Source organism: Shinella sp. WSC3-e (assembly GCF_945994535.1).
GTDB classification, from domain to species: Bacteria; Pseudomonadota; Alphaproteobacteria; order Rhizobiales; family Rhizobiaceae; genus Shinella; species Shinella yambaruensis.
In genome coordinates, this window is sequence record NZ_OZ000536.1 from 73,908 (window position 1) to 94,987 (window position 21,080).

Annotated in this window: 17 protein-coding genes and 2 pseudogenes; 10 read left to right on the forward strand and 9 right to left on the reverse strand. The window is 58.7% G+C overall.

Going from position 1 to position 21,080, the window contains the following annotated elements:
* Positions 1–62: 62 nt before the first annotated feature.
* Entirely contained in the window at positions 63–1,613 is a 1,551-nt protein-coding gene (locus tag AABF56_RS34285; protein WP_272809312.1) for a Mu transposase C-terminal domain-containing protein, read from the reverse strand.
* A 159-nt stretch (positions 1,614–1,772) separates the two neighbouring features.
* Here AABF56_RS34285 and AABF56_RS34290 point away from each other — a divergent pair.
* Both AABF56_RS34290 and AABF56_RS34295 read left to right on the forward strand, forming a co-directional pair.
* Positions 1,773–3,803 (forward strand): annotated as a pseudogene (locus AABF56_RS34290) (helix-hairpin-helix domain-containing protein); the annotation flags it as partial.
* A gap of 184 nt (positions 3,804–3,987) precedes the next feature.
* Positions 3,988–4,317: pseudogene (locus AABF56_RS34295) on the forward strand (helix-turn-helix domain-containing protein); the annotation flags it as partial.
* Between the two features lie 173 nt (positions 4,318–4,490).
* Here the strand turns inward: AABF56_RS34295 and AABF56_RS34300 are convergent.
* Positions 4,491–4,721 (reverse strand): helix-turn-helix domain-containing protein, encoded by a 231-nt coding sequence (locus AABF56_RS34300; protein ID WP_338341953.1) that lies wholly within the window; start codon positions 4,719–4,721, stop codon positions 4,491–4,493.
* Positions 4,722–4,890: 169 nt separating this feature from the next.
* Positions 4,891–5,886 carry a class I SAM-dependent methyltransferase gene (locus AABF56_RS34305; RefSeq protein WP_272809311.1) on the reverse strand — a complete coding sequence of 332 codons (996 nt, stop codon included), beginning with the start codon at positions 5,884–5,886 and terminating at the stop codon, positions 4,891–4,893.
* 275 nt (positions 5,887–6,161) lie between these two features.
* Here AABF56_RS34305 and AABF56_RS34310 point away from each other — a divergent pair, with 275 nt between their 5' ends.
* The 8 genes from AABF56_RS34310 (at position 6,162) to AABF56_RS34345 (ending at position 14,193) form a co-directional block, all read left to right on the forward strand.
* Positions 6,162–7,043 carry an AraC family transcriptional regulator gene (locus tag AABF56_RS34310; protein ID WP_272809310.1) on the forward strand — a complete coding sequence of 294 codons (882 nt, stop codon included), beginning with the start codon at positions 6,162–6,164 and terminating at the stop codon, positions 7,041–7,043.
* 113 nt (positions 7,044–7,156) lie between these two features.
* Positions 7,157–8,371 carry an MFS transporter gene (locus AABF56_RS34315; protein WP_272809343.1) on the forward strand — a complete coding sequence of 405 codons (1,215 nt, stop codon included), beginning with the start codon at positions 7,157–7,159 and terminating at the stop codon, positions 8,369–8,371.
* 539 nt (positions 8,372–8,910) lie between these two features.
* Positions 8,911–9,819 carry a helix-turn-helix domain-containing protein gene (locus AABF56_RS34320; protein WP_272809309.1) on the forward strand — a complete coding sequence of 303 codons (909 nt, stop codon included), beginning with the start codon at positions 8,911–8,913 and terminating at the stop codon, positions 9,817–9,819.
* A gap of 94 nt (positions 9,820–9,913) precedes the next feature.
* Positions 9,914–10,723, forward strand: coding sequence for an ABC transporter ATP-binding protein (locus tag AABF56_RS34325; RefSeq protein WP_272809308.1), 810 nt, complete (start codon positions 9,914–9,916; stop codon positions 10,721–10,723).
* Positions 10,720–11,397: an ABC transporter permease gene (locus tag AABF56_RS34330; protein ID WP_272809307.1), complete on the forward strand. Its 678-nt coding sequence runs from the start codon at positions 10,720–10,722 to the stop codon at positions 11,395–11,397. Before AABF56_RS34325 ends, AABF56_RS34330 begins: the two co-directional genes overlap by 4 nt.
* A 10-nt stretch (positions 11,398–11,407) precedes the next feature.
* The gene (locus tag AABF56_RS34335) at positions 11,408–12,166 is read left to right on the forward strand and encodes an ABC transporter permease (protein WP_272809306.1); all 759 of its coding nucleotides are present in this window, start codon (positions 11,408–11,410) and stop codon (positions 12,164–12,166) included.
* Positions 12,163–13,323 (forward strand): alanine racemase, encoded by a 1,161-nt coding sequence (gene alr / locus AABF56_RS34340; RefSeq protein ID WP_272809305.1) that lies wholly within the window; start codon positions 12,163–12,165, stop codon positions 13,321–13,323. Before AABF56_RS34335 ends, alr begins: the two co-directional genes overlap by 4 nt.
* Before the next feature lie 30 nt (positions 13,324–13,353).
* Positions 13,354–14,193 (forward strand): transporter substrate-binding domain-containing protein, encoded by an 840-nt coding sequence (locus AABF56_RS34345; protein WP_272809304.1) that lies wholly within the window; start codon positions 13,354–13,356, stop codon positions 14,191–14,193.
* Between the two features lie 303 nt (positions 14,194–14,496).
* Here AABF56_RS34345 and AABF56_RS34350 read toward each other — a convergent pair whose 3' ends face one another.
* The 6 genes from AABF56_RS34350 to AABF56_RS34375 all read right to left on the reverse strand — a co-directional run bounded on the left by AABF56_RS34350 (position 14,497) and on the right by AABF56_RS34375 (position 21,072).
* Positions 14,497–16,620, reverse strand: coding sequence for a type IV secretory system conjugative DNA transfer family protein (locus AABF56_RS34350; protein ID WP_272809303.1), 2,124 nt, complete (start codon positions 16,618–16,620; stop codon positions 14,497–14,499).
* Positions 16,617–17,615: a P-type DNA transfer ATPase VirB11 gene (gene virB11 / locus AABF56_RS34355; protein ID WP_272809302.1), complete on the reverse strand. Its 999-nt coding sequence runs from the start codon at positions 17,613–17,615 to the stop codon at positions 16,617–16,619. The genes AABF56_RS34350 and virB11 overlap by 4 nt, the downstream gene beginning before the upstream one ends.
* Positions 17,612–19,033, reverse strand: a complete 1,422-nt coding sequence (gene virB10 / locus AABF56_RS34360) for a type IV secretion system protein VirB10 (protein WP_272809301.1) — start codon at positions 19,031–19,033, stop codon at positions 17,612–17,614. Before virB10 ends, virB11 begins: the two co-directional genes overlap by 4 nt.
* The gene (locus AABF56_RS34365) at positions 19,030–19,812 is read right to left on the reverse strand and encodes a TrbG/VirB9 family P-type conjugative transfer protein (RefSeq protein ID WP_272809300.1); all 783 of its coding nucleotides are present in this window, start codon (positions 19,810–19,812) and stop codon (positions 19,030–19,032) included. Before AABF56_RS34365 ends, virB10 begins: the two co-directional genes overlap by 4 nt.
* The gene (locus AABF56_RS34370; protein WP_272809299.1) at positions 19,812–20,546 is read right to left on the reverse strand and encodes a virB8 family protein; all 735 of its coding nucleotides are present in this window, start codon (positions 20,544–20,546) and stop codon (positions 19,812–19,814) included. Before AABF56_RS34370 ends, AABF56_RS34365 begins: the two co-directional genes overlap by 1 nt.
* 154 nt (positions 20,547–20,700) lie before the next feature.
* Positions 20,701–21,072 carry a hypothetical protein gene (locus AABF56_RS34375; RefSeq protein WP_272809298.1) on the reverse strand — a complete coding sequence of 124 codons (372 nt, stop codon included), beginning with the start codon at positions 21,070–21,072 and terminating at the stop codon, positions 20,701–20,703.
* Positions 21,073–21,080: the final 8 nt, after the last annotated feature.

Consider the following 21,080-nt stretch of genomic DNA (forward strand, 5'->3'; position numbering starts at 1 on the left):
AGTCGGTATCCTCGACAAAGGGTACGGGTTTGCTGGAATCGACGCCGCGAAGCGAGCCCCATTCACGGTGATCCACTCTTGGCTTGCGGCTGACGGCCTTGCCGCGCCGCGGTAGTCATTCGTTGCGCACTGTCAACCAACTGGCGTCGGGCAATGGCGGTGCGCACTATTGTTCCCATATCGATTTCGCGCTTCCCCTTTGCCAACAACGAATCTCGCGATGCCTTGGCTTCGGCAAGCGTAATGGAAGGCAAGGTGATGTCGCCGTATCGGGCTTCCACGAAGTTGCCCGACAAACGCCGAACGAATATGCGCGACAAATCCCTGGGATCATATTTGATCAACAGGCGCCGCTTGCCGGTCCGTCCGACATCAGCGGCCAGCGCGGCGGACCAGTACCGCAGTCCGAAGATATGGATGCCGTTAGGCCTCAGTGTTCGTTCGTCTTCGGGCAGGAAGGTGAGCCAGAAGTGCATTCGATCCCGTGGAAGCCGCAACGGGATTGATCCCTCATGCTCGCGCCATACAGCGATCGGCGGCCGCTTGAGGCTACTGTGGATCGATTGATGGTAATCGCCGACGATGTCGAGTGCGATGTAGCGCTCGAGTTCACGCAACGTGAATGCCGAATGCTTGCGTGGATTATACTCTCCCAACTCATCAGGATTGCTGAATGTAGTGCCGGGGAGCAGATGAAGCTTGCCCATCTGTGTGCCAATCAGACGCTCGATGTGACCGCCGAACCGGGGTTCTCCCGGAGGACGCCAGTCGATTTCGATACCGGCATCCTCGCAACCTCGCTGAAAGGCACGGCTGCGGAAGTCCCGGCCGTTGTCGACATGGAGTCGATCCGGCAAGCCAGCGACGGGCCAAGGGTCCGCGATCTCGCGTTCTCGAAGCCACGCAGACTTGTCGAACACCGAATGCAACAGACATAGGCTGGTTGATAGTCGAGACGGCGCCGCCATGGTGAGATAGAAGCCGGTGACCATCCTACTGCAAACATCCATGGCCAGCGTCAGCCAGGGCCGGCCGATCGGCTGGCGGTTTTCTTCATCGACGACAAAAATATCTGCCCTGGTGTGATCAATCTGAACAACCTGCAGCGGCCTCGAAACTTCGAACCTACCCGGAACGGCAATGGTAGACTTCTCGATCTCCGTTTCACCGCGCGCTTTGGCGCGCTTGGCAAGATCGACGACTTCGATACGTGCGACGATCGTTCTCCGATGAGGCGTTGGCAAGCCCGCAACGCGGCAGCTGGCGTTAACCTCCCGCACGAGCGCCGATACGGATGGACGGGTCTTCTTCAGATAGAAACGTTTGATCTCCGCCCTGATAATGTCGTCGCGCGCCTCGTCGAGAACCCTGTGACCGACCGGGCGACCGGCTTTGCGTCCGACAAGTGAGAGTACGGTCCCGCCTTCTCGAAATAGCTTTAGCAACCGATAGGCCGATGCCTGGCTTAACCGAAGCTCGCCGGCAAGCTTACGTATCTGGCCTGTCGTTGTTGGGCCAGACTCTCGACGCAGGAATTCACGGATCACGTCCGCCTTGCGGCACGCCTCGTCCCAGTCAATGTCATCGATCTCATCGGCAAACGGCTCGGACATCGCGGCTCTCGGCGCAAAAACATGAGTACCATTATTCTCGCATTAAGTGCCAAATCAAGCGATGATTATCATCATTAACTGCCAATTATCAAATTAAGTGCTTGCGTAACTCATTGATACCATAAGAATTCGATTCTTGAGGTTTGATGGAAAGTCACAGGTGCTCTGCGTGACGTCGGCAAGGCGCTTGGCCTGCCTGAAGACATGATCGGGCAACTGTCCTCCGGCGTCTGGGGCTGGTCGGAAGGGGTGTCCGAACGCCAGTTGAAGGAGAACAATCTCAACACGGCGGACTATCGGCTGAAACTGACGCTGGAGCTTGCCCAGCAGCTGATGGGCGCGCCGCGACACCTCGGCCAGCATCCGGGCGGCTTCGTGCTGACGCAGGATCGGCTCGACGACCTCGTTCCGATCGAACCGGCTCGCATGGATGACCGGCAGGTCATCGAATGGGACAAGGACGATATCGAAGCGCTTAAGTTCATGAAGGTCGATGTGCTGGCGCTGGGCATGCTTACCTGCATGGCGAAGGCGTTTGCGCTGATGGCGGAGCACAAGGGTGATGTGCGGGACCTCGCTACCATTCCTGCTGAAGACAAGAAGACCTATGCGATGATCAGCAGGGCCGACACGCTCGGCACGTTCCAGATCGAAAGCCGCGCGCAGATGTCGATGCTGCCGCGGCTGAAGCCAAATACCTTCTACGATCTGGTCATTCAGGTGGCCATCGTGCGGCCCGGCCCTATCCAGGGCGACATGGTCCACCCATATCTTCGCCGGCGTGAGGGCAAGGAAAAGGTCGACTATCCGACGCCGGAGCTGGAGGCGGTTCTGTCGAAGACGCTCGGTGTCCCACTGTTCCAGGAAAGCGCCATGAAGGTTGCGATGGTCTGCGCCGGCTTCACCGGTGGCGAGGCCGACCAGCTCCGCAAATCCATGGCGACGTTCAAGTTCACCGGCGGTGTGTCCAAGTTCAAGGACAAGTTGGTTACCGGCATGGTCCGCAACGGCTACAGCGCGGAGCTCGCTGAAAAGACCTTCTCGCAGCTTGAGGGATTTGGAAGCTATGGGTTTCCGGAGAGCCATGCCGCGAGCTTCGCTCTGATCGCCTATGCCTCCAGCTGGGTGAAATACCACCATCCCGACGCCTTCTGCGCCGCTCTCCTGAACTCGCAGCCGATGGGGTTTTATGCGCCGGCGCAGATCGTGGCCGATGCCAGGGCACACGGGGTGGAGGTGCGGCCGGTTTGCATAAACGTCTCTCGTTGGGACTGCACATTGGAGGAGGTCGAGGGGCGTAGCTATCACGCCGTCCGTCTTGGGATGCGCATGGTGAAGGGCCTCTCCACGGCGGATGCGGCGAGGATCGTTGCCGCGCGCGCCGATGAGCCGTTCTCGTCGGTCGATGATGTCTGGCGGCGGTCCGGGGTACCGACAGCTTCACTGGTCAAACTGGCGGAAGCGGATGCCTTTCTATCGTCGCTCAATCTTCAGCGCCGGGATGCGCTCTGGGCGATCAAGGCGCTGCGGGACGAACCCCTGGAGCTTTGGGCGGCAGCCGCAGAGCGGGAGGCGCGGCAGGTCTCCGAGATAAAGGAGCCCGACGTCCGCCTAGCCCCAATGAGAGCGGGACATGAAGTTGTCGAGGATTATTCCCATGTCGGTCTAACGCTGCGGCAACATCCTGTTTCGTTCCTACGGGAGGATCTGCGGCGCAAACGTATGGTGACCTGTGCCGAAGCGATGGCCGAACGCGATGGCCGGTGGCTGATGACAGGCGGCCTCGTCCTCGTACGTCAGCGGCCCGGATCGGCGAAGGGTGTGATGTTTATGACGCTGGAGGACGAGACGGGCATCGTGAACGCCGTCGTTTGGCCAACGGTGTTCGAGCGACAGCGCCGCTTGGTTCTCTCGGCCTCGATGATTGCCATCAACGGCAAGATCCAGCGAGAGGGCGATGTTGTCCACCTCGTCGCGCAACGGCTGTTCGACCTCTCGGAGGATCTCTGCAGGCTCGGCGAGCGAGGCGACGCATTTCCGCTGCCACATGGGCGAGGGGATGAGTTCGCCCATGGCGGCGGCGCGCCCGATTCGCGCGAACGGAAGACGGCAGCAGCTCCGGCGCGCGATATCTATATTCCCGATCTGCATATTGATCGGCTCAAGGTGAAAAGTCGGAACTTCCATTGAAGGTGTGGACGATGCCGCGTAAGCATTTTCGCTTGGCCCCGCGCAATCTCGGACATGCAGTTCACAAGAAGTTCCATAATATGCTTGCGCGATATGTGATTGTAGCCGCAAAGTTAAAGTGTCCTGTTTCTGCAAAGTTGGAATGTCACACTCTCCGGTCTGAATGCGGCCTGGGAGATTGCAGATGGGATTGATAGCGATGAGCGAGCGTGACCTGCAGCGGATCGAGACTTTATCGAAGGTGGTCGCCGGGCGCATGACGATGGTGTCGGCGGCGCATGTGATTGACCTGAGCGAGTGCCAGGTGCGTCGGCTGTTGGAGCGGATACGAACTGGCGGCGCGGCGTCGATCCGGCGCAAGGCGATCGGCCGGCCGTCTAACACCCGGATCAGTGACGGGGTTCGGGATTACGCGATGACGTTGGTTCGCGAACGCTATGCGTACTTCTGGCCGACACCGGCAGCCAAGAAGCTTGCCGAGCGCGATGGATTTCAGAGTATAGCGGTTACTTTGATACGATTGCTCACGACATCAGCAAGGAACAACGGCGGCAACCGCTCTTATCTCGTCCGGCAAAGCGCCGCCACCTTTCCTTCGGGCGTACCGGTCGTCCGCCTGTGCGGTGGCTGAACTGACTGCAAAGGAGAGCGGGAGTGGCTTTGGGAGGGGGATCTTCGACCATCCCGTTACAGGGTTGCTGAACCACCGATAATAAGGCTGCACAGGTCGACGTCGAGCGCCTCGGAGATGACTGCAATTTCCCGAATGGTCAGATTTTCCCAGTCACCGGTCTGAATCAGTTCGAATCTGTTTTCTGGAACTCCAGTCAGTTGTGCGAGCTTTCGGGGACTTGTCCCCTTGTCCTCCATTCGCTGTGCGAGGTGAGAAATTATGTCCGCTGGACTCTCGATAGGCATCGGCGTTCCTCCCTTCTATGCTTGCGATGCTTAGTAGAGGCTACATCAACCATTAGGTGCGGTATTTCGACGTTCCGTAGAGCATTCCGAGGCATCCCACATACCGACAAGAATAATGCAGTTTAGCCAAGTGCGCTGTTTAGCGCCGTACGGCGGGACTAGCCGCCGGCTATGTCTTCCGATCATCCACCCAATTCGCCAGTTCGGTGTAAGGTTCAGGATCGTAGACGTATTCAGTGGGGATTGCGGGCTGCACCATCAAGGAAAGGTAGCGCCAGAGGTTCTCTTTGCTGTTGCTGGCGGCGAGGCCATAGAAGTTGCCGCTATTCCACGTGATGACGCAATGCCTGAAATGTGTGTACACGGCTGCCGCCATTTCGGCCAAAGTGACCTCGCTGTTGTGCATGGTGGCTAGCACCAGCTTGGATTTCCGTTCTATTTCATCGGTGCCGAAATACCGAGTCTTGAAGCCGAAATCCTTTTGAGACTCGCGCCCCTGATAGTCACCGGGATCGAGAGAGCGGAACTTCTCGACAAAGAGGAGAATTCCATCTTCCTTCAGATGTTGGGCCACGAACGCGATCTGTTGGCGCCTGTTGGGTGAGTACATCTGAAATGTCGTATCCTCCAGGATGAAGTCGAAGCCTCCCGTGAACTGCTCCAGGTTGCGCTCGGAATAGAGGTAATCCTTGGTCAATCGATGGAAGGGGCCGAGAAAGAAACTGGCGTGCGGGGGCTCGCCGAACGCCATGAAGCACTTGTAGTTTTCTTCATTGGGACTGCAAGATAGAGACTGGATTTTGCCTCGGCTCATTTCCGAAAGCGTGCGCGCCATCGTGCCTTCGGCGGTGCCGAGGCTATATAGCAACACGTTGGTCATGCTAAGCTGGCCGTATCGCAAGAGCGCGTGAGCCATGCGGCATTCTTCCTCCAGGCGGTACGGAATGCTGCCGTGATAATGCTGATCGAAGAAGCCCTGGCGGCGCGAATGTAGCTCGACAATTCGATGAAGCAACGCGTCGTGGGGCAAGAGGCGCGTGTCCACAATCGGTTTGCGAACCGGCACACCGGCCTTGCCGGCGGCGGTCTCGGCGAAGAAACCCGCCAGATGGTTCAAACGCGGCGCAAGGTTGCATTCGGTGAAAAATTCATTGAAATCCTGCATCACAGCACACCTCGTAGAGAAAGGGGAGGATACGAAGCTGCCAATCGAAAACGCATAAATCGGACGTAATTTCATGCACTTAGGCCTGGTTTTTCGCGAGCGGCGTCGTGGTTCCAGTGGTAATGCTGCATTTGGCAAAGCGCTTTCATGGACATGCCGTTTTTTCATGAAAGTGCCATCATTGTCCAACCGTGGGTTATCCAGCGGTTGTTTAGCAACTCAAGATCATTCTATTGTCGATACGGTTTTGAGATGATTTAGGGGGACTACTTCTCTTGGCCGAGACGCGTGACTTCCAGCCTGATGTGGTTCGCCGTTCCGATCACAGGACGCTTGTGCACCAGCATATAGACTGGGGTCTCGTGCGGGCGGATTTTGTCAAGCGAACCGGGTTGCTCCGCCAGGAGACGCGGATTGAAGCCGAACAGCACGCACTAATGATCAATCTGCAGGGTGATGCTAAATTCGGAGAGGACTATGTGGATGGGCGCCGTGTGGCCTTCACGCCGCGCCGACCAGGATCGGTTGTTTTCTTGCCGGCGCATAGCGAATGGACAGGGTGGGACGAAGGGGACGCGAGAGGTTGCTATCTCTTTGTCTCTATCGACGCTACCTTTATCGAGCAAACGCTCGGCGCCGACAATGTCATGGGATTGCAGCCATCCATCGGGTTTCGCGACGGCATGATCGAGACGTGTCTTCAGACGATCGCAACGGAACTCAAGAATCCCGATCCGGCCAGCGTTATCATGGTAGAGAGCCAAGTGATCCAGATGTTCGTCCAGATGGTCAGACTGAACGGTCTGTACTTGGAACCCGCCAAAGGCGGCCTCTCGCCGTTCTACCTGAAACGGGTGGTGGCCCTGATAGATGCTCGCCTGATGAACCCGCCGAGCCTTGACGAGCTCGCCGGAGAAATAGGTGTCAGTAGGCGTCATTTCTTTCGTGCGTTCAAGCAGTCGACCGGGATGACTCCCTTCGCCTTTGTAGCGGATCTCCGGCTGAAACGCGCTGTCGATCTTCTTCGGGCGACGGATCGCTCCGCCACCGACATTGCACTCGATTGCGGATTCGCGAGTTCCAGTCATTTCGCGTACGCCTTCAAGCGTGCCTATGGTGCTGGCCCGTCGGAGTTTCGTCGAAGGTGGAGAATTTGACGGGCTGTCGGCAGATTATTTGGCACTTTTTCGACAATGTCGTCACGGTTCGAAAGCGGTGTCGCGGGGAGGCCTCTTATCAATATGGCATATCGACCGAAAAGGCCCCGCCAATGTACCCACCAGGTAGTGTCGTAGATCCTCGGACCGCCACTCAAGCATCGCGGTCGTTCAATTGGTTCCTGGCGAGCACTTTCATTTCGGCCGTTGGGCGAAACGGGTACCAAATAGGCTGCGCGTGGATCCTGGTGACGCAAGGATATGGCGCTGCCGCAGTCGCGGCTTTTTTCGCGATCATCAGTGTCACGGAGCTGCTAACGAGCCCCTTCGCCGGCTGGCTTTCAGATCGGTACGACCGCCGCCTCCTGTGTGTTGTGGCTGACGTTTTCCGGTTTGCTGGTGCATTGGCGCTGGCGGTGCTTCTGATCGTAATCGATACGCGCTGGGCGATCTGGTTGTCTGCAATATTATTCGCGACATGCGACCGGATTGCACTTACATCGTCCCAGTCGATGATACCCGCCGTTGGCGCCGGCCTGTCACTACCAGCCGCGAACTCGATGGTGTTCTTTCTCATGCAGTCGGGGAGCCTCGCCGCGGCAGTGCTCACCGGTGTGCTCCTGCACTTCTCCATTCCGACCTACACATTTACTCTACTCGCGGCGGCATTCGTGCTGTCAGTTTGCTTCATGCTGGCAGTGCGGCGCGAGCTGTCTCCTCAATCTGGCACCGGCGCAGACCCAAGATCGGCATTTCAGATCGATGCGCATTTGCTTCAACTTGGTGCTATCTATGCGCTCCTCTATACCGGAGGGGTGCTCGTCAGCGTTACCGGTCCGAGCTTCGTGTTTGTCGAGCTGGCAGGCGACGCGATTGACTTCGGGCAGTTGGAGGGCGCCTGGTCAGCAGGATCCATCCTGGGGACGCTCCTCCTAATCCCGCTGATACGTGCGGTAAGGATTTCTATCCTACAGCTTGTGATCCTTGCCCTGACTGCGATCTCGTTCGCCCTTCTGAAGGTTCTGGATATACCGTGGGCCCTCCTGATTTTCGCTATCCTCGGCGCGCTCTATAATTTGGGCAGGGTCGGAACTGAGGTCATGCTGCAATCCTCCGTTCCTCAGACAGCCCTTGGCCGTGCGAAAGGCGCATTGCATAGCGTTGGCGTTTTGCTTGGGGTGGTCCTGTTTGGGGTGGTTGCAGCCGTGGGGGACGAGATCGCGCCTTCTACCATTTTCCTTGCGTTCTCCTTTATCCTTGCAGTGGGAACTTTGGTTTTGACTATCTGTCGTGTCGCCGACAGGCGATGGACCGCAGGCAAGGGCTAATCTGGCGACGGTTCCAACCGCCGCGGGCCTCACCCATTTGGGTGTGAGTGCCAGAATATCACAATCGTGCCGCGATAGTGATCTTTGGCGGCAATTTTTCCTCACATATCCCTAGCGAAGCACCGTCGGTTTCTCTATTTTCAACGTGAGGCAGTACGCGCTGCCTTGGGGCGTCGAAACCCCTCCGTGCGATTGATGCTGGTCGATTCAGCATCACACTCTCTGATCTTTGGGTCGGGGAGCCTGTGACGTATGTCCAGGTTCTCCGGAACTAAAGGCCACAGGGCTGTCACGGACAGTTTCGAACTCCCCGATCATTCGGAGGTTTAGTGAGTTTCGCGGGGGCGCACCGCGACAAACTCTCTTTCCGGGGAGCGACCGATGTGGAATCGGCAATTCGCGACAACAGCCAGACGTTTACCTGCACTCGACTTGTCTTCGATCAATCAAGTTCGAGATCCCGCCGACCAGAACGGTGGGCGCGTGTCATCGCTTATCGCTTCCATCGGCGACGGCCTACCTCAAATCGGTGAGGTCCGATGCCTGTGAACGCTGCGACCTCGACGCCGGATTCCGTTTTCAAGACCGGCAGTTGCCGAACCATCTCCCGCGAGAACAAGTCTTGGGGCCGTGTGCAAGCCGAACTCGTTCGGCGGACCGGACTGGAGAAGGAAGAAACCGCAATCACGTCAGCCCGGCATCTTGTCGTGCTCAATGTGCAAGGCGAATCCGAGCAAGGCCAACACTTCCTGGACGGAAAACCCGCCAGCTTCGTGCGTCGAAAGCCAGGTTCAATTCTCTTTGTTCCAGCCGGATGCAACTGGCAGGGATGGGAAGCTGGCGCATCAACGGCGGCTTATCTTTCGCTTTCCGTCGAACCGTCTTTTGTGACGGACCTTCTCGGTCGCGCCACGCCCAACCTGCAACCATCGCTGTCGCCGGATCTGGGTTGTGAGGATCCAGTCCTCATGAATGCGGCGCGTGGGATCGGAGCAGAAATACAGGACCAAGGGCCACTCAGCGTGCTTCTGGTCGAAAGCTACGTAGCAACGATTTTCGCACAGCTGCTCCGCAGGCAGAGATACGTTCCCTCCGTCCGCAAAGGCGGGCTGACGCCGGCAAGTCTCAATAGGGTCATCGAGAAAATCGAAGAGAACCTCGACGTTGGTCTATCCCTTTCTCAACTGGCCGAACTGGTGAGCCTCAGCATCCCCCATTTCTGCAGGGCATTTAAGCAGACAATCGGCTGTCCGCCATATGCCTTTATCGTTCGCCGCAGGATCGACAGGGCAAAAGAATATCTGCGCCATTCATCAATGTCCGTTACCGACATTGCATTGGCCTGCGGCTTTTCGAATTCGAGCCACTTCTCGAATGCGTTTCGTCGAGAGGTCGGAATGACACCCGTAGCCTATCGTGCAGCCTGGCCCAAAGAAGCGATCGGATGATTTCTTGATCAGATCGTGCAGATGCATCAATCCACGGCAAGCGCGATCCTTATAGAATCTGCATCCTCGGCAAACAACAGCCGAGGGCTCCAGAGTGAACATCAAAACCATACTCGACGATCCAAATTGTAGCCCACCCGCCACGCGGGTGGCGTTACATGTCCGCGATCTTAAGAAGCGGTTCGGCCGCTTGGAGGTAATAAGGGGGGTCTCCCTCACGGCCCATCGCGGCGATGTCATTTCTATCCTCGGCAGCAGCGGCTCGGGAAAAAGCACGTTGCTGCGATGCCTGAATTTCTTGGAGGAGCCGAGCGGCGGTGAAATCTGGATATCCGGACGACAGATCAATATGCGGGCCGGCCTGACGGGTCAGCGGGAAATCAATGCCTTGCGCATGAAACTCGGGATGGTGTTCCAGAGCTTCAACCTCTGGTCTCACATGACCGTCCTCGAAAACATCGTCGAAGCGCCGATACACGTCCTGGGTCTTCCCAAACGGGACGCCCGTCTTCGGGCGGAGGAACTGCTGCTGAAGGTTGGTCTGGCCGACAAACGTCATTCCTATCCCTCTCACCTTTCCGGCGGGCAGCAACAGCGTATTGCGATTGCGCGTGCCCTGGCGATGGAACCCGAGATCCTTCTTTTTGACGAGCCGACTTCGGCACTCGATCCGGAACTGGTGGGCGAGGTGTTGAAGGTCATTCGGTCGCTTGCAGAGGAGGGGAGGACGATGCTCATCGTTACCCATGAACTCGGCTTCGCGCGGCAAGTGTCCAACCGGGTTGTGTTCCTCCATCAGGGACAGATCGAAGAAGAGGCCGAACCCGAAGGATTCTTCGGCAACCCCACGTCACTCCGCCTTAAGCAATTCCTGTCGGCGCAGCGCGAGGAGTTGCGCCAATGATCGACCTGCAGGGCTTCGGCGATCAAATCGCTGCCGGGACGGTAACGACGCTACGCGTTGCGACGACAAGCCTAGTTTTTGGGATCGGTGTCGGTCTCTGCGGCGCGATGGCAAAATTGAGCCGGTTCCAGATAATCAAGCGACTGGCGGATGCCTACACCACAATTATTCGGGGTGTTCCCGAACTCCTCCTCATCCTTATCCTTTACTTCGGCGGCACTGTCGCGATGACGGCAATTTTCGGCCGCTATGTCGAAGTCGATGCTTTCGCAGCTGGCGTATTCTCGCTGACCATCGTGTTCGGGGCTTACGCCACGGAAGTCTTTAGGGCCGCGATCCGAGCAGTGCCGGTGGGTCAGATCGAGGCGGCACAGGCGCTCGGCCTGTCTACGACCCAGACCTGGCGGCTCGTGATCCTCGCGCAAATGTGGCGATACGCACTGCCGGGTATCGGAAATCTCTGGCTCACCTTGCTTAAAGATACGGCCCTCATCTCCGTAGTGGGCCTCGAGGATCTGATGCGCAAGACCGGTGTGGCGGCGGGTTCAACCCACGATCCTCTGACCTTCTATTCCATTGCCGCCGGCCTCTATCTCTCCTTCACCTCCGTTTCCCTGGTCGGCCTGACCTTGCTCGAACGACGCGCAAATCGCGGCGTCCGTATCGCAGAATGAGTAAACAATCATGAACTGGCACCTTATCGTCGACGTTCTGCCGCTCTTGGCTGAGGGAGCGCTGCTAACGGCTCAACTGACGGTCATCTCCGTCTTGTTTGGTCTCGTGATCGCGTTACCGCTCTCGCTGATGCGAGCATCGACAGTGACTGCGCTCTCTCGCCCGGTGCTCCTCTATACATTCGCGTTCCGTGGAACGCCGCTCCTCGTTCAGCTTTTCCTGATCTACTACGGTGTGAGCCAGATCGAGTGGATCCGTTCGAGCTTTGCCTGGGCCATACTGAGGGAACCCTTTTGGTGTGCGCTCATCGCGTTCTCCCTCAACAACGCCGCTTACACGACCGAAATTCTCCGCGGTGGGATACTCGCGGTGCTTAGAGGTGAGATCGAGGCGGCAAAGGCGCTCGGCATGCCCTACATGCTTCGGACGCGGCGTGTTGTTCTGCCCATCGCCTTTCGCCTCTCGCTTCCAGCCTACGTGAACGAGGTGGTCCTTATGCTGAAGGCGAGTTCTCTCGCCAGCACGATAACCATGATGGAACTGACCGGAACAGCCCGGAAGATCGTGGCGCAAACCTTCTCTCCCTACGAAGTCTTCATTTCTGCGGCCATGATCTATCTCGGTTTCACATTCGTGGTCGTCCACCTCTTCGGACGACTGGAGCGACACATCACAGTCCACCAGCGCCGCGTTCAGGCTGAGAACGATAATCGTGAGATTGCCCAAAATTCACAGGAGAAACTTGCGATAGGGAAGGTGGCGCAATGACCGCTCTTCTGGTCCCGCTCTCGGAAGAATATGATCCTGGATACGCCGAGGCCGCCCTTTTGCGGGGAAGCTGGTACGAGATCGATCTAGGTGCAATAAGGCACAACTACCGGCAACTCCGCGCTCAGCTACCGACGAACGTCAAGGTCTATGCGTGCCTGAAGCGGAATGGGTATGGGTGCGGTGCGGGTCCGGTAGCCGGCGCGCTGGCGTCCGAGGGTGCAGATGGTTTTGCGGTCGCCTCGCTTCCAGACGCCGTTTCCATCCGCAGGATGGGTGTAAGACATCCAATCCTTCTTTACCCAGGAGCCCTGCCGGCAGCGGGGCTGATGGTGGAGGCACTCGATCTGACGGTGAGCGTTTCCAGTATCGATGAACTGGAGCGCTGGCGGTCCGCGATGACGAGAACCCGCGTCTTTATCAAGGTGGATCTAGGCTTCTTTCGTGCAGGCGCGACGCTGCAAGAGTCAGGCGGGCTACTTGCCGCGGCCCACGCACATTCGGATGTGCAGGTCGACGGCATCTATGCACACATGAGCGAGTTGCCAACGTCAAAGCCATCGGACGCTGCCAATCAACTCGGGCGAATGCAGGCAATCTTGGCTGGAGCGGAGGCACGCGGAGACCGGCCCATCATTGCCATGATGTCGAGCACTGAGGGCGTTCTCACATATCCGGATATGGATCTGGATGCGGTCGACCCGGGGGCTCTTTTTGTTGGCTTGCCGGAGGGTCAGCAACCCGCGCGCCATCTTACCTTGCAACCAGCTTTGAAGACCATCTGCACCACCATCGTCGCCGTGAAGCGCCTCGATGTCTCGCTCGGTCCCATTCCGGAAATTCCTGGGTTTCAGCCGGGCATGGTCCTCGGCGTCCTTGGCATGGGATGGGGGGACGGCCTTCCTCGACTAATCCCGCGCGATGCCGAAGCGATCGTTGGCGGTAAACGAGCTCGACTGTTGCCGCCGGCACATCTCGAGCACCTGCGTATAGACCTCACAAACGTCCCTGAAGCCCGGTTCGGCGACAAGGTCGTGCTGCTCGGCAGACAAGGCGATCAAGTGATTACCCACGAGGAAATCGCGGTGCTTTGGGGAACTGACGTTGTCGGCCTCTACGCAGGCCTGCGTGACCATATACCGCGAATCTACACTTGAACCACAACACAGATCCAAAAGGGGAAGCAAATGAACGGGTTTAAGATGGTAATGCATATTTTCGTTGTCGGCTTGTTAGCCGGAGTGGCCCATGCCGAAGACGGTAAAACGATCAGAATTGCTACAGAAGGCGCCTTTCCGCCGTGGAACACAGTCGATACGTCCGGTAAGCCAATCGGCTTTGACATTGATGTTGGCGAGGCGCTCTGTGCACGCGCGAATCTGAAGTGCGAGTTCATAACCCAGGCATGGGACGGGATTATTCCGGCACTGACGGTCGGGAAGTACGATGCCATCATGGCTGGGATGTCGATAACTGAGAAGCGCCGGCAAGTTATAGCCTTCTCAGAGCCTTATGCACTGACTTCCAACTACTTCGTCGTCTCCAAATCGCTCGAGCTCCCTGTGATGGACAGCGAGGCAAAGCTCGATCTTTCATTGGAATCGGAGGCCGGTAAGAGCCTCCTCGCGGACTTGGAGGAAAATCTGAGGGGCAAATCGATCGGCGTGCAGGGCTCCACGAACGCGGAGGCCTTTATCAGGGGGTATTTTGGCGACATTGTCGAGGTCCGCACTTATGACAAGCAAGACAACCTAAATCTCGACCTCGTCGCTGGTCGGATTGATGGCGGCCTGGCGGATTTCTCTGTTTGGACGGCATTCCTGAATTCCAAGGATGGTGGCTCTGCACATCTATATGGCCCTCGTATTTCCGGGGGATTGTTCGGTCCTGGTGTCGGGATCGGGCTAAGGAAGGGAGACGACGTGCTGTCAGGAAAATTCGATGACGCCATTCGAGCCATCGAAACAGATGGTACGTTAAGGGCAATCAGTCTGAAATGGTTCGGTGCGGACCTGGTTTCACATTAGGTTCAGTGCAACTATCAGTCCGCCACGAGCATTGTAGGCGTATGGCGGACTGAGTTAAGATTCAAGCCGAAGCGCCGATCTTTGGGAAGCGGCGCGGCGCTTGCGCAATGTGGCTGAAATCAACTACGTTTGCGGGACGTATTCACGGCGTCATCAATAACGCCCGCATCCGCACCGAAATTCCGATAGAGAAATCGTCCGTGGCTAGGAAGGTCACGTGGCAACGCTAGATGTCGATGGCGAAAGTTATAGTCGCTGACCCAACATAATCGGAAGTGGTACTGACACATTCATTTTATCTGATCATTCGTGAGCGAGCGCCAACGCTATTTCTTTCCGAACCTTGTTTAAGAGCCGCTTTTTTGGGAGAGAAATATTAATTATGGTCAAGACTTTCTCGATCGCATGCTCTGCTTCAGCCGTTCGAAGAGCACTTGCGTCCAACGCTGATTTAAAGTCCGGGGCTTGTCCTGCTAAGGACGGCTCGCATCTCTTGCCGGGGCGCGGTATCTCGTCGGCAGAATCGCGCAGTTCATGATGTTGCTCGGTGTGCGATTGACCCGTCGGCTTCTTCGTGACCACCGGGCTGTTCCCAGCAAATTTCGCTCCGGGTGTCGATTTGATCTGGGAAGGGCTGGCAAGGGAAGGTACGGCCCCTGATTTATCATGTTCGAAAATATCAGGATCATGGTTCGTTGGTTCCGTCGGTGGCGCGCGCATCTGCAACCAGGCGCGTTTCAGCAGTTCGTTGTCCGCATAGTAAAAATTCCGAACCCCAAAAATTGGCTGCTGATTTCGAAGCTTGATGATGCACCGCGTCTCGTTCATCGAACCCAGTTCGTCGGGGCGCATCAGCGGCCGCATCGCAGTCTTGTGCGACATGGTGGCGCCCTTGCGATCAAACAGGGTCACACCCGTCGAAACCGCCTTGTCGACCGTCACTTCCTTCCGCTCGCCGAGCAACTGCGACACATAGCGCTGATCCTCGGGGTCTTGGGCGCCGAAGAAAATCTGAGCGCGCGCAGAGTTGACGAGCGTCTGCCGACCCTCGCGGGTATATACATTGTCGATCGACCGCAACGACTGGACGAAGAACCAACAGGGAATGCCATAGCCGCCGAGGACGGTGGCCACGGTCAATGCGTTTTCCAGCTTCCCCAAATTCTGGAACTCATCAAGCAGGACGAGCACGCGCCGCTCACCGCGTTTCATCATGTTGCGCGACATGTAGTCCATGAACTGAACCATCAGCACATTGAAGATCGGCCCGATCGAGGCGATCTGCTGGATGCGGAAATCCAGATAGAGGCTCATGTTCTCGCGGCGCATTGCCCGGATGTCGAACGTCGACCGGGCCGTCGCGCGCAGGATGCGATTGTTCTTGAACGGCCGCACCGCCGCGGCAAGCGAACCATAGACCCCATCGAATTGCTTGCTGGCCATGACGGCAAAGCGGGCGAGGGTGGTATAGGTGAAGGAGCTGATCCACGCGGCGCGAAGCTCCGGATTGGCAACCTCTTCCAGCCACTCGCGAAGCGGTTGGTCGCCACCCTCGACAACGTTGAGGACCGTGCCGAGGTTCTTGTCCTTGTCGAGAATAACGGGGTTTTCCAGCACCCAGGATGTGACGCCGGCAAACAGCGCACGAGCGTCCGAGATCCAGTAGGCATCGCCCTTTGGCGTCGGCAGCAATGCCGTCGCGATAGAGTTGATGTCGATATCGCGCTGATCGGGATCGATCGCGACAAAATCGAGCGGGTTATAGCATTCGGTATCGCCGTTTTCGTCGGCCGGCGAGAAGCGCAGAACGCGGGAGAACTTCGAGCGATAACCGGCCGTCGCCTCATAGGTCTCGCCGCGCATATCGAGCACGACGATGCTGTCCGGCCAGAGCAGGCAATTCGGCACGATGAGCGAGGCGCCTTTGCCTGACCGGGGAGGGCCGATGACGAAGCCGCCGACGTCATCGCCGTCGATCCAGAGCTTCTTGCCACCGAACAGCATCGGCTTCAGAAACCGCCGCCGGCCGGAGCCGCGCTGCGTGAACCCGCCCGGAACCTTGATCAGGCTGCCGCCGATCCGGCCGACAAATACGCCGCCGGTCCTCGTGAGGCCAAGGGCGCGCGCGTCCAGCGGGCTGAGAAACCGGGCATCCGTCGATTTCTTCTTGCCGGTCATCGCGGCGAGAAGCATGGCGCCGCCGGCGATGAGACCAGCCGCGGCCGCTGTTGCCGGCCGATGCCAGTCGCCGGCGGCAAGATCGAGCCGCGCCGCCCGATAGGATGTCAAGATATCGCCCTGTAGCGCCTGGAACATCCAGGTCGAATTGTCGAAGGCATAATAGAGACCGGCATAGGCGAGGGACGCGACGAATGCGGCCGCAGCCCCAGCGATGACCAGCCCGAACAGCAGGATCGCCGGATTCATAGCCTGTCTCCCTTGGTGAACACGATTTCCGACACGACACGCCGGCCGTCCGGAAGGCGCGCGAGCTGGACGACGACAGGGATGACTTCCTTCAGGTAGTCGCTGATCTCCTGCTTCTCGAGCGCAACGCCGCTCTGCATGACCATCAGCGCCAGGCGGTCATAAGCCGAGCGCGCCGAGTTGGCGTGGACAGTCGTCAGTGAACCCGGATGGCCGGTATTGATCGCCTGCAGGAACGAAAACGCTTCGGCGCCGCGCAGCTCGCCCAGCATCAACCGATCTGGCCGCATGCGCAGCGAGGCTTCCAGCAATTCCTGCGGCGTCACCTTGGCGCGGCCCTGGTCGCCCTTCGACGCAAGCAGCGCGACCGTGTTCAGCGTGATCGGCTTCAGCTCGCGTGTGTCCTCGATGGTGACGATGCGCTCCTCGTCCGGCAGTTCCTTCAGGAGCGCATTGAGAAACGTCGTCTTTCCGGTCGAAGTCCCGCCGGAAACGGCGATCGAGACGCGCGAGCGCACCGCGGTCCGAAGGAACAGCATGGCATCAACATCGCCCTGCATCATAGCGGCAAGCTCTTCCTCAGCCGCCGAAAGCGTGAGCTGCCGCCCAACCTTGGTCTCCTCGAACGCACCGCGGTCTTTATAGACATCCAGACCGATATCGTGGATCACCTGCTTGCGGATCGAAATCGCGCCACCGTCGGGGGCAGCCGGCGGCAACACGCACTGGAAACGTTCGCCAGTCGGGAGCGATGCCGACAGGATGGGGTGCTCATCGTTCACGACCTGGTTGGTGGAGCCTGCGACGCGCTCGCTCAAGGTCCGGATCCACTCACTAGAAAACTGCGCATCGACCACGCGCTCCATGCCGCCGACGCCGAGCCGTTCGATAAACAGCTCGCCGGGCCGGTTGACCGAGATTTCGGAGACGCGCTCATCCGCGAGAAACGGCTTCAGCCGCTCCAGCGCTTTGTCGAGAAACGGGAACGGATTCATTTGTAAACCGGCGCGACTGGATAGTAGGGCGTCGGATCGACATTCCGTCGGATTTGCCCACCGCGCTTCAGCCGCATCATTTCCTGCCGGACCGGATCGGCATAAAAGTCGGAGAAATCGAGATCGCGGCGCAGATAGACGATGATCGGCTCGCCTTGGGCGACATAGATCGTCGGCGGGATTTTCGAGTTTTCCTTGAACGCCTCGTTGGCGATGTCCTGGAGGATAGCAGACGACTTCTCTGCGGCGATCGAGCGCGCTTCGGCGGCCGTGCGGCTTGGCTCGGTGGTGATCGTCGTGACCGCGCCGGTGATCGGATCGACCGTTGAGATCGAGCGGGCGCTTTCCGTCGCGGTATCGCCAATCGCCGAGACATATTCCGCCGCGCCGCCGATCACCGACAGCATGATCGCGGAGCCGAAACGCTCCCAGAAATGCGTGTCGATCTTACCGGTCAATCCGGCTCGGCCGAGCCGGTCGGCGCCGGGCGAGGCGATCTCGACGGACAGGCCGTCGGAGCGAATAACGCGGGACCAGACAATGAAGATGCGCTTCTGCCCGCGCGCCAGGCCAGATTTGTATTCCCCAATCAGCCGGGAGCCCTTCGGAATGAGGATGCGAGCGCCATCGAGCGACCGAACATCCTCGCTCACGACGGCGCGCACCATGCCCGGCAGGTCGGTGTTGATCGCCGTCTCCAGGAATCCTTGGATCATCGTGCCCTGAGCAACGAGCGCGTCGGTGCGATCGAAGCGGGTCGCCTTGACGATACCGGCGGTCTGCTTTTCCGACTGGGCGAGGAATGCCTTGTTCGCATCGCTTTCCGCGCCGGGAACGGCGACGAGTTGGCCATCGTCGGCAACCATCACATTCTGGTCGCCGGCCGACAGGCTTTCGCGGCCGGAGCCGTCGACGATAATCTGCTCGGAGCGCAGCCGCTCCCACCGCGCCTTCTCTTCATCTTCGCGGCGTTTGGCCTCCAGCGCGGCAAGCCTCGCGTCCTCTTCGGCGCGCTTGCGCGCCTCTTCCATCCGAAGCCTCTCTTCCTCGGCGCGACGACGCGCCTCCTCGATCTGGCGCAGCTTTTCCAGATCATCACCCTGGTTGACGGTGACGTCGACCGTGGCGGAATCCACGGGCTTCTTCTCCTCGACCGGAATCTGCACCAGGTTCGGATCGGCTGCCTGCTTTACCGGCTCGTCAGGGAAATCGCGGATGCTGGAATTCGACGTCTCGAAGGTCTCGCCCGTGCCTTCGGTCAAGTTGGAGGTTTGTGATCCGGCTGGCCAGTTGACATAGGCCAGGACGCCAGCGCCGACGAGAAGCAGCACAGGGAGGGCGAGCTTGCCGAGGCGCCCGTTGCGGTCGCTCGCGACGCTGCTTTGCCCGTCGAGATGGTCGAAGTCGATCTTGCTCATCGCTGGCGCTCCTCTTTGCTGCCGAGACGCTTCGGCCCATAGGCGTCCTCGATGAGATCGAAGGATTGGCGATTTGCCTGCCGGTTGTAGAGGCACAGCCACTTGTCGCCGGCCCGCAAGGTGAACTGCGCCGCGATCTTGTCGATCACCACGTACTTGCCCTGGGTGCGCAGGTTGACGAGCGATTCCTGTCGCTTGCCTTCGACGACGAAGATGGCGGGGATTTCGTCGGGAAACTCCAGATACATATGCGTGCCGTCATCAAAGGCGACGCGCGGCTTCAGGCTGGTGTCGCCCTTGAACACATAGTCGTAGTTCAGGCGGTTCGGATCGAGATCTTTGAGCAGCGGATCTTTGGCGCTCTCCTGCGCAGCGGCCAGCAGCCGGGCGTTGACGTCTTCGTCGGGATATTTGAACCGCACCTGGAATGCCGCGCGCAGGTCGGCCGCAGCCGACCCCTTCAGCAGCAGGGCATAGACGCGCTGGTTGGTGACGATGTTGACGTTGGTCTCGGCGTTCTCGCGAAGCGGCTTCACGAACAGGATGCCGGAGCCTTTCTTGGGGACGATCGACCAGCTGGCCGTGTCGCCGGCTGAAATTGTCTCGATCACCTCGGAACTACCGAGCTGGATCATCGTCGAGACGCCGAGACCGGCCGGCACGGTCACGACGGAGTTATTGTTGAAGGTGATGTAGCGGATGCGAGGATCGGCGGCCATCGATGGGATCGCCATGGCAAGAAGGGCAACCGCCGTGAAGGAGATGAGAGATTTCCGCATCAGCGCGCAGCCTTGTCTGCCGGCAGCACTTCGGGCAACGATTCCTGATCGCGCCTGTATTCGACGACCTGGAAGCCGAGCGGATTGTCGAACCGGTATTCGTTCTTCAGCGGCGCCGTCGTGTAGCGGAAGCGGACCACCGAGACCCAGTGCTCGCGACGGAGGGTGTTGTCGCGCCGCGTTTCCGTCGAGAAGCGGACGGTCGCGGTGGAAGCGTTGAGGAACGACACGGACTTGATGGTGACGGCGATACGGGTGTTGCGGCCGAGCACCTTGTCCTTCGATTGCGGGTTCGAGGGTTCGAAGTCATGGCGGAGGTCCGTCGCGGCCTGCCCTGTCGAATAGAGCTGGGCGAGATCGTAATTGTCCTTCAGCGCCCGAGGATCGTAGGTCTCGCGCGCCCGGATATAGCGCACGATGTTCGCCGTCTTGATCGCGTCGTTCTCGGAAAGCTTGCTCTCGTTCAGGGAGCGAGCGACTTCGACGAAACCGGTCGTCTTGTCGGCGATCACCACCACGGCCTCGAATTGCTTCAGCGGAACGAGGAGGTTCAGGGCCGAAAGGCTGAGCAGCGTGGAAATGCCCGCGACCGTCGCGACGGTCCAGGCGATCTTTCGCGAGCGACGCTCCTTGCGATACAGCTCCGCCTCCCATGAGGCGCCGGCTTTCCAATAGGCGGTCAGGTCGATCGGCGGAGTTTCGGGTGTATGTTCGGTTGGCTCTGCTTTGCTCATTTGGACTTCCGATAAACCGCCAATCCCGCGGAGTTAAATATAGTTTATTCGTCAGGCCGAGCGATCACCTCTACCGGCCAAATCGGTGCTGAGGTGAGGGCTGGTTTGCCTGGATTCGTGGAGCGTTCAGTCCGTGGTACAGTCGTCCGAAGACCTAGCTGCACCACTTCATCAGCCTTTTCTTCGACGCTGTATTGGAGAAGTGGAAGGAGCGATCATCCTTCACCTCGATGCGGACCGTGTCGCGGTCGCCGTCGGGTTCATCGGACCCGGCTTCGACCCACAGCACATCGAGAACATAGGTTCCGCCGACCTGTTTGACGGAAAGAACTTTGCCGGCAGTCTTGTTCGCGCCGATTCCCTTGTCCTCGACATAGATGAACGCTGCGGCTGCGGCTTCGCAGCCACCTTCGGCCGGTGCATACGCGCCGGTCAACAGAGGCAGGATCGAGCTTGGCGATTGAGACCATGCCGTAACGGGAACAAGCAACGCGAGCGCAATCATCGTCGAGGTGATGTTGCTCATCACGAATC

Coding starts and splice junctions, on each gene's coding strand:
- AABF56_RS34330 (WP_272809307.1), top strand. CDS start 10,720: ATGATCGACCTGCAGGGCTTCGGCGATCAAATCGCTGCCGGGACGGTA.
- AABF56_RS34370 (WP_272809299.1), bottom strand. CDS start 20,546: ATGAGCAAAGCAGAGCCAACCGAACATACACCCGAAACTCCGCCGATC.
- AABF56_RS34305 (WP_272809311.1), bottom strand. CDS start 5,886: ATGCAGGATTTCAATGAATTTTTCACCGAATGCAACCTTGCGCCGCGT.
- AABF56_RS34315 (WP_272809343.1), top strand. CDS start 7,157: ATGTACCCACCAGGTAGTGTCGTAGATCCTCGGACCGCCACTCAAGCA.
- AABF56_RS34365 (WP_272809300.1), bottom strand. CDS start 19,812: ATGCGGAAATCTCTCATCTCCTTCACGGCGGTTGCCCTTCTTGCCATG.
- AABF56_RS34345 (WP_272809304.1), top strand. CDS start 13,354: ATGAACGGGTTTAAGATGGTAATGCATATTTTCGTTGTCGGCTTGTTA.
- virB10 (WP_272809301.1), bottom strand. CDS start 19,033: ATGAGCAAGATCGACTTCGACCATCTCGACGGGCAAAGCAGCGTCGCG.
- virB11 (WP_272809302.1), bottom strand. CDS start 17,615: ATGAATCCGTTCCCGTTTCTCGACAAAGCGCTGGAGCGGCTGAAGCCG.
- AABF56_RS34300 (WP_338341953.1), bottom strand. CDS start 4,721: ATGCCTATCGAGAGTCCAGCGGACATAATTTCTCACCTCGCACAGCGA.
- AABF56_RS34285 (WP_272809312.1), bottom strand. CDS start 1,613: ATGTCCGAGCCGTTTGCCGATGAGATCGATGACATTGACTGGGACGAG.
- AABF56_RS34320 (WP_272809309.1), top strand. CDS start 8,911: ATGCCTGTGAACGCTGCGACCTCGACGCCGGATTCCGTTTTCAAGACC.
- AABF56_RS34375 (WP_272809298.1), bottom strand. CDS start 21,072: ATGAGCAACATCACCTCGACGATGATTGCGCTCGCGTTGCTTGTTCCC.
- AABF56_RS34335 (WP_272809306.1), top strand. CDS start 11,408: ATGAACTGGCACCTTATCGTCGACGTTCTGCCGCTCTTGGCTGAGGGA.
- alr (WP_272809305.1), top strand. CDS start 12,163: ATGACCGCTCTTCTGGTCCCGCTCTCGGAAGAATATGATCCTGGATAC.
- AABF56_RS34350 (WP_272809303.1), bottom strand. CDS start 16,620: ATGAATCCGGCGATCCTGCTGTTCGGGCTGGTCATCGCTGGGGCTGCG.